Here is a 13,181-nt window from a genome sequence, read left to right on the forward strand (position 1 = left end):
GCGCGCTGCCGCTAGCGCTGCTCCGCCAGGTCCGCCAGCACCTGGTGCAGGGGCTCCGTGGACCGGCGGCGGTACTCCTGGACCGCCCACCCGTTGCCGTCCGGGTCCGTGAAGTACATGAAGGTGGCGCCGTCGTCGGGGGTGTACTGGACGGGTTCCGACACCTCCAGGCCCCGCTCGCGCAGTTCGGCGTGGGCGGCCTTGATGTCGGCGACACAGAGCTGGAGGCCCTGGTACGAGCCGGGGGCCGGTTTGACGCCCTGGGCCATGTCCCAGATGGCGTCGCCGAGGGCGATGGAACAGCCGGAGCCCGGGGGAGTCAGCTGGACGATCCGCATGCCCGGCATGACCTCCTGGTCGATGTCGACGTGGAAGCCGACCTTGTCCCGGTAGAAGTCCCGGGCCCGGTCGATGTCGCTGACGGGCAGCGGAATCACTTCGAGCGTGTACTGCATCCCTGGTCCTCCAAGTCGCCGTCGACGGGAGCCTCCCTGCACCACGCGTGTGCCGGTCCCCCGCGTACCTCGCGTTCCTTGCGTGTCTCGCGCCACGTGTTCCCTGCGTTCCTCGCGCGAGAGCCTTCGGGTCCGCCGCCCCGCCATCTCGTCCGGCTGAACGGCTCCCCCTACCGAAGCCGAAAACCGTGCCGGGCGCCACCTCGAACGCACAGCTGCTCGGGCCCGTCGTCGGCCGCGGCCGGACAGCGCGGCGGTGCCTCGGACTCCGGCCGGGCCGGGACGGCCGTGGTGACCGCGCCGCACGGACCGGTGTCACCCCGCCTCCGGGGTGCCGAGGAACCGGACCGGCACGGTCGCGGCGACGGGGATCGCGAGCGCGTAGCCGACGAGGAGACCGATGCCCGGGTCGGCCGTGGCGGGCAGGACCCCGTTCAAGGCCGCGGCCGGCAGGAAGGACACCGTCGCCAGCGTCAGGAGGGCGGCGAGCACGGCGCGCCCGCGCGGCGGTCGCGTCCCGGTACAGCTCCGCCGAGGGCTGCCACGCGGGAATGCTCAGCGTGAGCGCGAGGAGACCGGGTCCGGGCAGCCACCCGAACGGCCACCCCGCCAGGGCGACGAGCCCGGCGACGCCCCCGACCAGCTCCAGCAGCACGGTGGTCGGCACCGTCTCCGACGACACCGCCGCCCGCCACGACCGGGGCCGTGCCGAGCCCTCGCCGCCCTCAGCGTCCCCTTCGTCCCCCACGTCGGCAGGTCAGCGGCGCATGCGGCCCCCGGGACGGCGGAGCCGGCACGGACACCGGCAGCGCTCCGCGAAGTCCCTGGTCGCCGACGAGCGGGCACCGAACCCGGCCGACCGCCGACCGGCGCTTCCGCCCGCCACTGCGGTTAGGCTCGTGCCCGTACGACCTTGATCGATGAAGTCGGGTGATCGGGTGAGCGGGCTTGATCCGACGGGAGGCCGGGGATGACGGCGCCGGGGCGCAGGAGCAGTACGTTCACGCGACTGCTGCGGCACGGGTTCACCGATCCGAGCGCCGCCGAGCGGCTGCTGGAGAGCGAGGAGCTGTCCGCCGTACGCAACGACCCGGTGCTGCTGGACGCGCTGGGGGCGACCGCCGACCCGAACCTCGCGCTGCTGGGCCTCGTCCGGCTGCTGGAGGCCCAGCCGGACCGTACGGCGCGGCGGGCGGTGCTGGACACGCTGATAGCGGCCAAGCCGCTGCGGGACCGGCTGCTGGGGGTGCTCGGCGCGTCCGCCGCGCTCGGCGACCATCTGGCCCGGCACGCGCAGGACTGGCAGGCGCTCGTGACGTACGAGTCGCAGGATCTGCATCCGGGCGTCGAGGAGTTCGAGCAGGGGCTCGTCGAGGCGACCGACCCGGTCTCGCTGCGGGTGGCCTACCGCCGCTGTCTGCTCTCCATCGCCGCCCGTGACGTCTGCGGGACGACGGACCTCGCCCAGACCGCCGCCGAACTCGCCGACCTCGCCACCGCCACCCTGCGCGCGGCCCTCGCGATCGCCCGCGCCGCCGCGCCGGAGGACGCGGCGCTGTGCCGGCTCGCGGTGATCGCGATGGGCAAGTGCGGCGGCCACGAACTGAACTACGTCTCCGACGTCGACGTCATCTTCGTGGGCGAGACCGCGGACGGTGCCGACGAGCAGAAGGCGGTCCGTGCCGCCACCCGCCTCGCCTCGCACATGATGCGGATCTGCTCGGAGACGACCGTCGAGGGCAGCATCTGGCCCGTCGACGCCAATCTCCGGCCGGAGGGGCGCAACGGGCCGCTCGTGCGCACGCTGAGCAGCCATCTCGCGTACTACCAACGGTGGGCGAAGACCTGGGAGTTCCAGGCGCTGCTCAAGGCCCGTCCGGTCGCGGGAGACCTCGCACTGGGCGAGGAGTACGTCAGCGCGCTCCAGCCCCTCGTCTGGCAGGCCGCCGAGCGGGACAACTTCGTCGCCGACGTGCAGCGCATGCGCCGCCGGGTCATCGAGAACATCCCGGCCGCCGAGGTCGACCGCCAGCTCAAGCTCGGGCCGGGGGGCCTGCGGGACGTCGAGTTCGCCGTACAGCTGCTCCAGCTCGTGCACGGGCGGGGCGACACCTCGCTGCGCAGCGGGACCACGCTCGACGCGCTGGGCGCGCTGGCCGCCGGCGGATACGTGGGACGGGCCGACGCGGCCCAGCTCGACGACGCCTACCGGTTCCTGCGGTCCATGGAACACCGCATCCAGCTCTACCGGCTGCGCCGCACCCATCTCGTCCCCGAGGACGACGACGACCTGCGGCGCATCGGCCGCTCCCTCGGCCTGCGCACCGATCCCGTCGTGGAGCTGAACCGGGAGTGGCGGCGCCACGCGGCCGTCGTCCGCCGGCTGCACGAGAAGCTGTTCTACCGGCCGCTCCTCGACGCCGTCGCCCAACTCGCGCCCGGCGAGATCCGGTTGAGCGCCGACGCGGCCCGCGAACGCCTCGTCGCCCTCGGGTACGCGGACCCGGCGGCCGCCCTGCGCCATCTGGAGGCGCTGGCCTCCGGCGTCTCCCGCAAGGCGGCCATCCAGCGCACGCTGCTGCCGGTCCTGCTGGGCTGGTTCGCCGACTCCGCCGACCCGGACGCCGGGCTCCTCAACTTCCGCAAGGTCTCGGACGCCCTCGGCCGGACCCCCTGGTATCTGCGACTGCTGCGCGACGAGGGGGCGGCCGCCGAGAACCTGGCCCGGGTGCTCTCCGCCGGCCGCCTCGCCCCCGACCTCCTCATGCGCGCCCCTGAGGCGGTCTCCCTGCTCGGCGACGGGGACGGGGCCGCCGGTGGCGCCGGCGGGCTCGAACCCCGTACGCGCGCCCACCTGGAGCAGGAGATCCTCGCCGCCGTGAACCGCGCCGACGGCGCCCAGCAGGCGGTCACCGCCGCGCGCGGCGTCCGCCGCCGCGAACTCTTCCGTACGGCCGCCCGGGACATCGTCGGCTCCTACGGCACCGAGCAGACCCCGGCCACCGCCGACCAGGGCGCCCTCGTCGACCTCGTCGGCGGCGCGGTCTCCGACCTCAACGCCGCGACCCTGGCGGGCACGCTCCGGGCCGTGGTCCGCGACCGCTGGGGCGACACCCTCCCCACCCGCTTCGCCGTCATCGGCATGGGCCGCTTCGGCGGCCACGAACTGGGCTACGGCTCCGACGCCGACGTCCTGTTCGTCCACGAGCCGCGCGAGGGCGTCGACGAGCAGGAGGCGGCCCTTGCCGCGAACGCGGTCGTCGCCGAGATGCGGCGCCTGCTCCAGATCCCGAGCGCCGACCCGCCCCTCCTCATCGACGCGGACCTCCGCCCCGAGGGCAAGTCCGGCCCCGTCGTGCGGACGTTGAAGTCGTACGAGGCCTACTACCGCCGCTGGTCGCTGGGTTGGGAGTCGCAGGCGCTGCTGCGCGCCGAACCCGTGGCCGGTGACGAGGAGTTGGGCCGCCGTTTCGTCGACCTCGTCGATCCGCTGCGCTACCCGGCGGACGGGCTCGGCGACGACGCGGTCCGCGAGATCCGGCGCCTGAAGGCCCGGATGGAGTCGGAGCGGCTGCCGCGCGGCGCCGACTCGACCCTGCACACCAAGCTCGGCCGCGGCGGTCTGTCCGACGTGGAGTGGACCGTCCAGCTCATCCAGCTCCGGCACGCCCGCAGCGAGCCGGGCCTGCGCACGACCCGCACCCGCGAGGCCCTGGCCGCCGCGCTCGCGGCCGGCCTGGTGAGCGCCGAGGACGCGGCGACCCTGGACGAGGCATGGGTACTGGCCACCCGCGTCCGCAACGCCGTCATGCTCGTCCGGGGCCGGGCAGGCGACACGTTCCCCTCCGACGGCCGCGAACTCGGCGCCGTGGGCCGCTACCTGGGATACGGCCCCGGACACGTGGGCGACATGCTCGACGACTACCGCCGGATCACCCGAAGGGCCCGGGGCGTGGTGGAGGAGCTGTTCTACGGGGGGTGAGGCGCGCGGTCGCGACCGCGCGCCCCTGCCGGGGGCAGGGCAGCGGCCCGGCCGCCCCGGCCGTGAACGGTGGCAGGAGCGAGGTCTCGGCCTGCGGCCGGGCGGGGGGTCGCAGCCTGAGCGGGTGCCCGTACCGTGCCCGGAGCGAGGGCGGCGGCTCGACCGGAATCGGTAGTCGAAGCCCCGGCCCGCAGCGGGAGCGCCGGCTCTTTTCCGCAGCCGTGGCTCGGCTCCTCCCCACCGGAGCGGGTTCCGGGGCCGGCGTCGCAGCCCCGGCGGAGGCCTCGGCCATGCCCGCAGTCGCAACCGCAGGGGAAGCCTTGGCACGGTCGGGAGCCGCAGCCGAAGCCCCGGCCCGCCTCCCCGGCTCAGCCCGCAGCCGCAGCCGAAGCCCCGGCCCGGCTCCCCGGCTCAGCCCGCAGCCGCAGCCGCAGCCGCAGCCGAAGCCCCGGCCCCGCTCCCCGGCTCAGCCCGCGGCCGCAGCGGAAGCCCCCGCCCCGCTCCTCACCGGCTCAGCCGCGGCCGAGCCCCCGGCCCGGCCCGCAGCGGAAGCCCCGGACCAGCTCGCAGCCGTGGTCGCGCTCCCTGCCGGAGTCTGCTGGGCGGTGGCAACCGGAGCCGTGGCCGAGGCGGGTTCCGGGCCCGCAGCCACGGGCCGTGCCTTCGCCCCCGCCGCCGTCCCCCCGCCCCGCCGCGTCAGCGTCACCCGCGTCAGGACCACCGCCATCCCCGCGATCACCCGTGGGCCCCACCCGCTCGTCCAGGAACAGGGCGCCCGGCGCGACCGACACCACCGGCAGCGGACGGCCGACCGTCGCCGCGCTCGTCTCCCCGGCGCCGCACGCGAGAGCGCACCGCCGCAGCCGGCAGCCCTGACCACGTTCGTGCGGGCGCTGGGGGAGGCCGCCGACGCCTCGGGCCCGCGGGGAACGGCACCCGGCACCGGCGCTACGCCTTGACCGGGGCCGGTTCCCTCTCCCCGGCCCCCACCGCGACCTGGCGCGGCAGCGCGTACGGCAGCGACCCGTACCAGAGGCGGGCCACCGTGTAGCCGAAGGCGAGGCAGAGCATGCCGCCGACCGCGTCCAGCCAGAAGTGGTTGGCGGTGGCGACGATCACGACGAGCGTCAGCGTGGGGTAGAAGAGGCCCAGCACCCGCACCCACGGCACCGACGCCAGCGCGAAGATCGTCAGCCCGCACCACAGCGACCAGCCGATGTGCATCGACGGCATCGCCGCGTACTGGTTCGACATGTTCTTCAGGTCGCCGGAGGCCATCGAGCCCCAGGTCTGGTGGACGAGGACCGTGTCGATGAAGTGCTCGCCGGTCATCAATCGGGGCGGGGCCAGCGGGTAGAAGTAGTAGCCGACCAGGGCGACGGCGGTCGTGGCGAAGAGGACCAGCCGCGTCGCCGCGTACCGGCCCGGATGACTACGGTAGATCCACGTGAGGACACCGAGCGTGACGACGAAGTGCAGGGTCGCGTAGTAGTAGTTCATGCCGACGATCAGCCATGTGACCGAGTTCACGGAGTGGTTGATCGTCTCCTCGACCGCGATCCCGAGGTGGTGCTCCACCCTCCAGATCCAGTCGGCGTTGGCGAGGGCCTGCGTCTTCTGCTCGGGGACCGCGTTGCGGATCAGCGAGTACGTCCAGTAACTCACCGCGATCAGCAGGATCTCGAACCACAGACGCGGGCGGCGCGGAGCCCTCAGCCGGTGCAGGAACCCCCGCTCCGGCGCGTCCGTGACGGACCGCGGAGCGACCTGCTCCCGGCCTTCCTCCAGTGTCGTCACGGTCGCCTCACCCATGGGCACAGAGTCTGCCAGATAAGCGGTACCCCACCGATCATCCTCTGGTCTGGTTCATCACGCACGTTCGTCGGGGTACTGCGGAGGTACCTCTCCTCCGTACGTATCGCACCCACCCCCGTCTTCTCCGTCCTAGGGACGACTCCGGTCCCCAGGGGCCGAAGCCGTCGATCCCCGCACCACCAGTTCCGGCATGAACACGAACTCACTGTGCGGCGCCGGCGTCCCGCCGATCTCCTCCAGCAACGTGCGCACCGCCGCCTGCCCCATCGCCGGGACCGGCTTGCGGACGGTCGTCAGCGGGGGATCGGTGAAGGCGATCAGGGGGGAGTCGTCGAAGCCGACGACCGAGACGTCCTGCGGCACCTGAAGGCCACGTTGCCGGGCCGCCCGGATCGCGCCGAGCGCCATCATGTCGCTCGCGCACACCACCGCCGTGCAGTCCCGGTCGATGAGCGCGAGGGCCGCCGCCTGGCCGCCCTCCAGCGTGTACAGGGAGTGCTGGACCAGCTCCGCCTCGACCGTCGGGGCCGCCAGGCCCAGCAGGTCCTGCATCGTGCGGACGAAGCCCTCGATCTTGCGCTGGACCGGCACGAAACGCTTGGGGCCGAGAGCCAGCCCTATCCGGGTGTGTCCCAGTGACACCAGATGCGTCACCGCGAGGGACATCGCCGCCCGGTCGTCCGGCGAGATGAAGGGGGCCTGCACCTTCGGCGAGAAACCGTCCACGAGGACGAACGGCACGCCCTGGGCGCGCAGCTGCTCGTAGCGCTGCATGTCGGCCGAGGTGTCCGCGTGCAGACCGGAGACGAAGATGATGCCGGCGACCCCGCGGTCGACGAGCATCTCGGTCAGCTCGTCCTCGGTCGAGCCGCCGGGGGTCTGGGTGGCGAGGACCGGGGTGTAGCCCTGCCGGGTCAGCGCCTGGCCGATGACCTGGGCCAGGGCCGGGAATATGGGGTTCTCCAGCTCCGGGGTTATGAGGCCCACCAGGCCCGCGCTGCGCTGCCGCAGCCGTACGGGCCTCTCGTAGCCGAGCACGTCGAGGGCGGCCAGAACGGACTGGCGAGTGGTCGCGGCGACGCCCGGCTTCCCGTTCAGGACGCGGCTGACAGTCGCCTCACTGACCCCCGCCTGGGCTGCGATGTCGGCAAGCCGTGTGGTCACAGCACTGGACTGTACCGGCCGGGTCTGCGCTTGCCCACCGGCCCTGCGTCGGGTGCGGGCGGGGGTGCGGCCCGCTGCGGGCTGCTGCGTCATCGCGGTCCCTCGTGATTCTGGTCGGTGTCCGTGGGGGCGCCCTCGCGCGGAACGGGGGTGGCTGCCGCGACCCACGGCCCGCGCTCCGCAAGGCGCTGACGGAGTGATGATTGCCGTACGCGCGCGTCGTGGCAAGAGCTTGCAGAGTCTTTCACAGCCGCCCCAAGGCTCGCTGATCGGCCCGGATACCGGGTTTCGTGCGGGTCAGGAGCAGGTCACGGCGGGGTAACCGTCACCGGTTCTTGCATTTTTTTGCAGCAAGGTCTTTCGTCCGGCTTACATCGCTGTTACGTTCGGCCACGCCCGGCGGCGGCAACGGCGCGCCGGCACTCGGCGGGGACGGCAGACGGGGCCCTCCCTCCCGGCACACGGGCTTTCACCCTCAAGGAGATCTCATGCGGCGTGGCATAGCGGCCACCGCGCTGGCGGCGTCGATCGCCCTCACGGCGACGGCCTGCGGCGGAAGCGACAGCGGCGACTCGGCCGACGGTCCGGTCACCATCACCTGGTGGGACACATCCAACGCCACCAATGAGGCACCGACGTACAAGGCCTTGGTCAAGGAGTTCGAGGCCGCCCACAAGGACATCAAGGTCAAGTACGTCAACGTGCCGTTCGACCAGGCGCAGAACAAGTTCGACACCGCCGCCGGTGCCACGGGCGCCCCGGACATCCTGCGCTCCGAGGTCGGCTGGACCCCCGCCTTCGCCAAGAAGGGCTTCTTCCTGCCGCTGGACGGCACCGAGGCCCTCAAGGACCAGGACAAGTTCCAGCCCAGCCTGATCAAGCAGGCCCAGTACGACGGCAAGACCTACGGCGTCCCGTTCGTCACCGACACCCTCGCGCTGGTCTACAACAAGCAGCTGTTCGAGAAGGCCGGCCTCACCGAGGCCCCCAAGACCTGGGACGACCTGAAGAAGGCCGCCGCCACCGTCAAGAGCAAGACCGGCGTCGACGGCTACTGGGGCTCCACCCAGGCCTACTACGCCCAGTCCTTCCTCTACGGCGACGGCACCGACACCGTCGACGTCCCCGCCAAGAAGATCACCGTCAACTCCCCCGAGGCGAAGCAGGCCTACGGCACCTGGCTCGGCCTCTTCGACGGCAAGGGCCTGCACAAGGCGGACACCACCGCCGACGCCTACGCCCACATCCAGGACGCCTTCGTCAACGGCAAGGTCGCCTCGATCATCCAGGGCCCGTGGGAGATCACCAACTTCTACAAGGGCTCGGCGTTCAAGGACAAGGCCAACCTCGGCATCGCCACCGTCCCGGCCGGCACCAGCGGCAAGGCGGGCGCCCCCACCGGCGGCCACAACCTCTCCGTGTACGCCGGCTCGGACAAGGCGCACCAGGAGGCGTCGCTGAAGTTCGTCAACTTCATGACCTCGGCGAAGTCCCAGGAGACCATCGCCCTGAAGAACTCCACGCTGCCCACGCGCGACGACGCCTACACCGCCGAGGTCAAGGCCGACCCGGGCATCGCCGGCTACCAGACGGTGCTCGCCGCCGCCCGGCCGCGCCCCGAGCTGCCCGAGTACAGCTCCCTGTGGGGCCCGCTCGACAGCGAGCTGCTCGCGATCGCCGGCGGCAAGGAGTCCCTCGACAAGGGCCTCGGCAACGCGGAGACCGCGATCGCCAAGCTGGTCCCGGACTTCAGCAAGTGACCCCGCGTGGCCGCCGCGTCCCGCCCCGGAGCCCCGGGGACGGAACACGGCGGCCACCGGCCGGCCCCCACAGCCCAGCCCCCGAGCGGCCCAGCCCCTGATCTTCCAGAAGGTGTCGAACGATGACAGTCGCCATCGACCGTGCGACCGGCAAGCGCCGAGGTGAACCGGGCGGGCGCCCGGGCCGGCTGACGCGTCTGAGGCAGTCGTACCAGCGGTACTGGTACGCGTACGCGATGATCGCCCCGGTGGTCCTCGTGCTCGGCGTCCTGGTGCTGTATCCGCTGGCCCGAGGCTTCTACCTCACCCTCACCAACGCCAACAGCCTCAACTCGGCGCGCACGATCGGCGTCAACCACATCGAGGCCACCTACGAGTTCATCGGCTTCGACAACTACGCCGACATCCTGTGGGGACCGACCTCCTACGACCGCTTCTGGTCGCACTTCGTCTGGACGATCGTCTGGACGACCCTGTGCGTCGCCCTGCACTACCTCATCGGCCTCGGCCTCGCTCTGCTGCTCAACCAGAAGCTGCGCGGCCGCACCCTCTACCGGCTGATCCTGGTCCTGCCGTGGGCCGTCCCCACCTTCGTCACCGTGTTCGGCTGGCGGTTCATGCTCGCCGACGGCGGTGTCATCAACGCCGGCCTCGAAGCGCTGCACCTGCCGGCGCCGCTGTGGCTGGAGGACACCTTCTGGCAGCGGTTCGCCGCGATCATGGTCAACACCTGGTGCGGTGTGCCGTTCATGATGGTCTCGCTGCTCGGCGGACTGCAGTCCATCGACTCGACCCTGTACGAGGCCGCGGAGATGGACGGCGCGAGCCCCTGGCAGCGCTTCCGCCACGTCACCCTGCCGGGCCTGCGCTCCGTCAGCTCCACCGTCGTCCTCCTCGGCGTCATCTGGACGTTCAACCAGTTCGCCGTCATCTTCCTGCTGTTCGGCGACACCGCGCCCGAGGCGCAGATCCTCGTCACCTGGGCGTACTACCTCGGCTTCGGGCAGCAGCCGCGTGACTTCGCGCAGTCGGCGGCCTACGGCATCCTGCTGCTGGCCATCCTGATCGTCTTCACCTCCGTCTACCGCCGCTGGCTGAACCGCGATGAGCAGCAGCTCGCGATCTGAGGCAGGAGCCCCCATGAGCACCACGACCGCCCCCACCGACGCTCACGCGGACTCCCCGTCGGCGCGAGCCGCCGGGAGCGCGCCCCCGCGCCGCACCCGCCGCCGCGGTGAGAACAGCCCCGCCGGCGCCCTCGCCTCCCACACGATCCTGGTCCTGGCGAGCCTGGCCGCGCTGTTCCCGATCGCCTGGCTGGTCTTCCTGTCCCTCGGCCCGGACAAGGACGACTACCTGCATCCCGGGCGCATCTTCGGCAAAATGACGTTCGCCAACTACTCGTACGTGCTCCAGGAGACACCGTTCTTCGACTGGCTCGTCAGCACCCTCGTCGTCTCGCTCGGCACCACCGTCATCGGCGTGCTGATCGCGGCGACCACGGGCTACGCCGTCTCCCGCATGCGCTTCCCGGGCTACCGGAAGTTCATGTGGGTGCTCCTGGTCACGCAGATGTTCCCGGTGGCCGTACTGATGGTGCCGATGTACGAGATCCTCTCGGAGCTGAAGCTCATCGACAGCTACCTCGGCCTCATCCTCGTCTACTGCTCGACGGCCGTGCCGTACTGCGCCTGGCTGCTCAAGGGCTACTTCGACACGATCCCCTTCGAGATCGACGAGGCCGGACGCGTCGACGGGCTGAGCCCCTTCGGCACGTTCGCGCGGCTGATCCTGCCGCTCGCCAAGCCGGGCCTCGCGGTCGCCGCGTTCTACAGCTTCATCACCGCGTTCGGGGAGGTCGCCTTCGCCTCGACGTTCATGCTGTCCGACACGAAGTACACCTTCGCCGTCGGCCTGCAGAGCTTCGTCAGCGAACACGACGCGCAGCGCAACCTGATGGCCGCCACCGCGGTCCTGGTCGCGATCCCCGTCTCCGCGTTCTTCTACCTCGTGCAGAAGAACCTGGTGACCGGGCTGACCGCGGGCGGCACGAAAGGCTGACCGCCGGCAGGGCCGTGAGGGGCCGTCGCGCGGCTGCGGCTCTCGTGGGCGCCGGTCGCCCAGTTCCCCGCGCCCCCTTCGGGGGCGCCCGAAGAACCGAGACGGCCGCGCTGGCCATCCGACCCCGCTGTCACCGCGGCCGTCTCGCCCACATCCTCATCCTTCTGCCCAGATGACCCTCCACGCATCAAGGACGTCATGAGCCACCAGCACTCCACCACCACCCCCATCGCAACCCCCGCCGAGGTACAGCGCAGCGACTGGTGGCGCGACGCGGTGATCTACCAGGTCTATCCGCGCAGCTTCGCCGACAGCAACGGCGACGGCATGGGCGACCTGGAGGGCGTACGCTCCCGGCTCCCGTACCTGCGCGACCTGGGCATCGACGCCGTATGGCTCAGCCCCTTCTACGCCTCCCCCCAGGCCGACGCCGGCTACGACGTCGCCGACTACCGCGCGGTTGACCCGATGTTCGGGTCCCTGCTGGACGCGGACGCCCTGATCCGCGACGCCCACGACCTGGGTCTGCGCATCATCGTCGACCTGGTCCCCAACCACTCCTCCGACCAGCACGAGTGGTTCAGGCGGGCGATCGCGGAGGGGCCGGGCTCGCCGCTGCGCGACCGCTACCACTTCCGTGAGGGCAAGGGGGCCTCCGGCGAACTCCCCCCGAACGACTGGGAGTCCATCTTCGGCGGCCCGGCCTGGACGCGAGTGACGGAGCCCGACGGCACGCCGGGCGCCTGGTACCTGCACCTGTTCGCCCCGGAGCAGCCCGACTTCAACTGGGACCACCCGGCGGTCGGCGACGAGTTCCGCTCCGTGCTGCGGTTCTGGCTCGACATGGGCGTGGACGGCTTCCGTGTCGACGTGGCCCACGGCCTGGTGAAGGCCGCCGGCCTCCCCGACCTCGGCGCCCACGACCAGCTGAAACTGCTGGGCAACGATGTCATGCCGTTCTTCGACCAGGACGGCGTCCACGCGATCTACCGCGAATGGCGCCTGGTGCTGGACGAGTACGCCGGGGAGCGCATCTTCGTGGCGGAGGCGTGGACCCCCACGGTCGAACGCACCGCGAACTACGTCCGCCCCGACGAGCTCCACCAGGCGTTCAACTTCCAGTACCTGGGCACGTACTGGGACGCGGCGGAGCTGAAGTCCGTCATCGACCGCACCCTGGACGCGATGCGCCCGGTGAACGCCCCCGCCACCTGGGTCCTGTCCAACCACGACGTGACCCGACACGCGACCCGCTTCGCCAACGAACCGGGCCTCGGTACGCAGATCCGTCTCGCGGGCGACCGCGCGCTGGGCCTGCGCCGGGCCCGCGCCGCCACGCTGCTGATGCTGGCGCTTCCCGGCTCGGCGTACGTCTACCAGGGCGAGGAACTGGGCCTGCCCGACGTCGTCGACCTCCCGGACGAGGTCCGCCAGGACCCGGCGTACTTCCGGGGCGCGGGGCAGGACGGCTTCCGCGACGGCTGCCGCGTCCCGATCCCGTGGACCCGCTCCGGCTCGTCGTACGGCTTCGGCACCGGCGGCTCCTGGCTGCCGCAGCCCGCCGAGTGGGGCGACCTCAGCATCGAGGCCCAGACGGGCGCGGCGGACTCGACCCTGGAGCTGTACCGCACCGCCCTGTCCGTCCGCCGGCGGGAGAGCGGCCTCGGCGCGGGCGACTCGGTGGAGTGGCTGAAGGCGCCCGAGGGTGTCCTGGCCTTCCGCCGGGGCGACTTCGTGTGCGTCGCGAACACCACGGGCGAGGCCGTCACCGTCCCCGCCCACGGCCGAGTGCTGTTGGCCACCGCGGAGGTGACCGTGGCCGGGGACGAGGCGAAACTGCCGGCCGACACGACGGTCTGGTGGACCACCGGCTGAGCCGACCGGCAACGGCGGCCGATGGCGTACACGCGGCCGGTCTCCAGGGCCCGCCGACCCGCACCGGGG

General features: G+C 72.1%; 10 protein-coding genes. 6 read left to right on the plus strand and 4 right to left on the minus strand.

The genetic code is table 11. The features are described from left to right. Positions 1–11 precede the first annotated feature (11 nt). Positions 12–455, minus strand: a complete 444-nt coding sequence (locus ACFU5F_RS27550) for a VOC family protein (RefSeq protein WP_383892573.1) — start codon at positions 453–455, stop codon at positions 12–14. Between the two features lie 315 nt (positions 456–770). After that, entirely contained in the window at positions 771–947 is a 177-nt protein-coding gene (locus tag ACFU5F_RS27555) for a hypothetical protein (protein WP_383892576.1), read from the minus strand. A gap of 478 nt (positions 948–1,425) precedes the next feature. Between ACFU5F_RS27555 and ACFU5F_RS27560 the strand changes: the two genes are divergently transcribed. Further along, entirely contained in the window at positions 1,426–4,437 is a 3,012-nt protein-coding gene (locus ACFU5F_RS27560) for a bifunctional [glutamine synthetase] adenylyltransferase/[glutamine synthetase]-adenylyl-L-tyrosine phosphorylase (protein ID WP_383892578.1), read from the plus strand. A gap of 605 nt (positions 4,438–5,042) precedes the next feature. Further along, positions 5,043–5,396, plus strand: a complete 354-nt coding sequence (locus tag ACFU5F_RS27565; protein ID WP_383892581.1) for a hypothetical protein — start codon at positions 5,043–5,045, stop codon at positions 5,394–5,396. Here ACFU5F_RS27565 and ACFU5F_RS27570 read toward each other — a convergent pair. After that, entirely contained in the window at positions 5,386–6,249 is an 864-nt protein-coding gene (locus tag ACFU5F_RS27570; protein WP_383892583.1) for a phosphatase PAP2 family protein, read from the minus strand. The genes ACFU5F_RS27565 and ACFU5F_RS27570 overlap by 11 nt on opposite strands. Before the next feature lie 132 nt (positions 6,250–6,381). Beyond that, complete coding sequence (locus ACFU5F_RS27575; RefSeq protein ID WP_383892586.1) at positions 6,382–7,416, minus strand: LacI family DNA-binding transcriptional regulator; 1,035 nt, start codon at positions 7,414–7,416, stop codon at positions 6,382–6,384. Between the two features lie 488 nt (positions 7,417–7,904). Between ACFU5F_RS27575 and ACFU5F_RS27580 the strand changes: the two genes are divergently transcribed. The 4 genes from ACFU5F_RS27580 to ACFU5F_RS27595 all read left to right on the plus strand — a co-directional run bounded on the left by ACFU5F_RS27580 (position 7,905) and on the right by ACFU5F_RS27595 (position 13,112). Beyond that, the gene (locus tag ACFU5F_RS27580; protein WP_383892589.1) at positions 7,905–9,176 is read left to right on the plus strand and encodes an extracellular solute-binding protein; all 1,272 of its coding nucleotides are present in this window, start codon (positions 7,905–7,907) and stop codon (positions 9,174–9,176) included. A gap of 122 nt (positions 9,177–9,298) precedes the next feature. Then, positions 9,299–10,303 carry a carbohydrate ABC transporter permease gene (locus ACFU5F_RS27585; RefSeq protein WP_383892592.1) on the plus strand — a complete coding sequence of 335 codons (1,005 nt, stop codon included), beginning with the start codon at positions 9,299–9,301 and terminating at the stop codon, positions 10,301–10,303. A 13-nt stretch (positions 10,304–10,316) separates the two neighbouring features. Continuing rightward, entirely contained in the window at positions 10,317–11,237 is a 921-nt protein-coding gene (locus ACFU5F_RS27590) for a sugar ABC transporter permease (protein WP_383892595.1), read from the plus strand. Positions 11,238–11,435: 198 nt separating this feature from the next. Beyond that, positions 11,436–13,112 (plus strand): glycoside hydrolase family 13 protein, encoded by a 1,677-nt coding sequence (locus ACFU5F_RS27595; protein ID WP_383892598.1) that lies wholly within the window; start codon positions 11,436–11,438, stop codon positions 13,110–13,112. Positions 13,113–13,181: the final 69 nt, after the last annotated feature.

The organism is Streptomyces sp. NPDC057438 (assembly GCF_042802995.1).
In the GTDB taxonomy this organism is placed as follows: domain Bacteria; phylum Actinomycetota; class Actinomycetes; order Streptomycetales; family Streptomycetaceae; genus Streptomyces.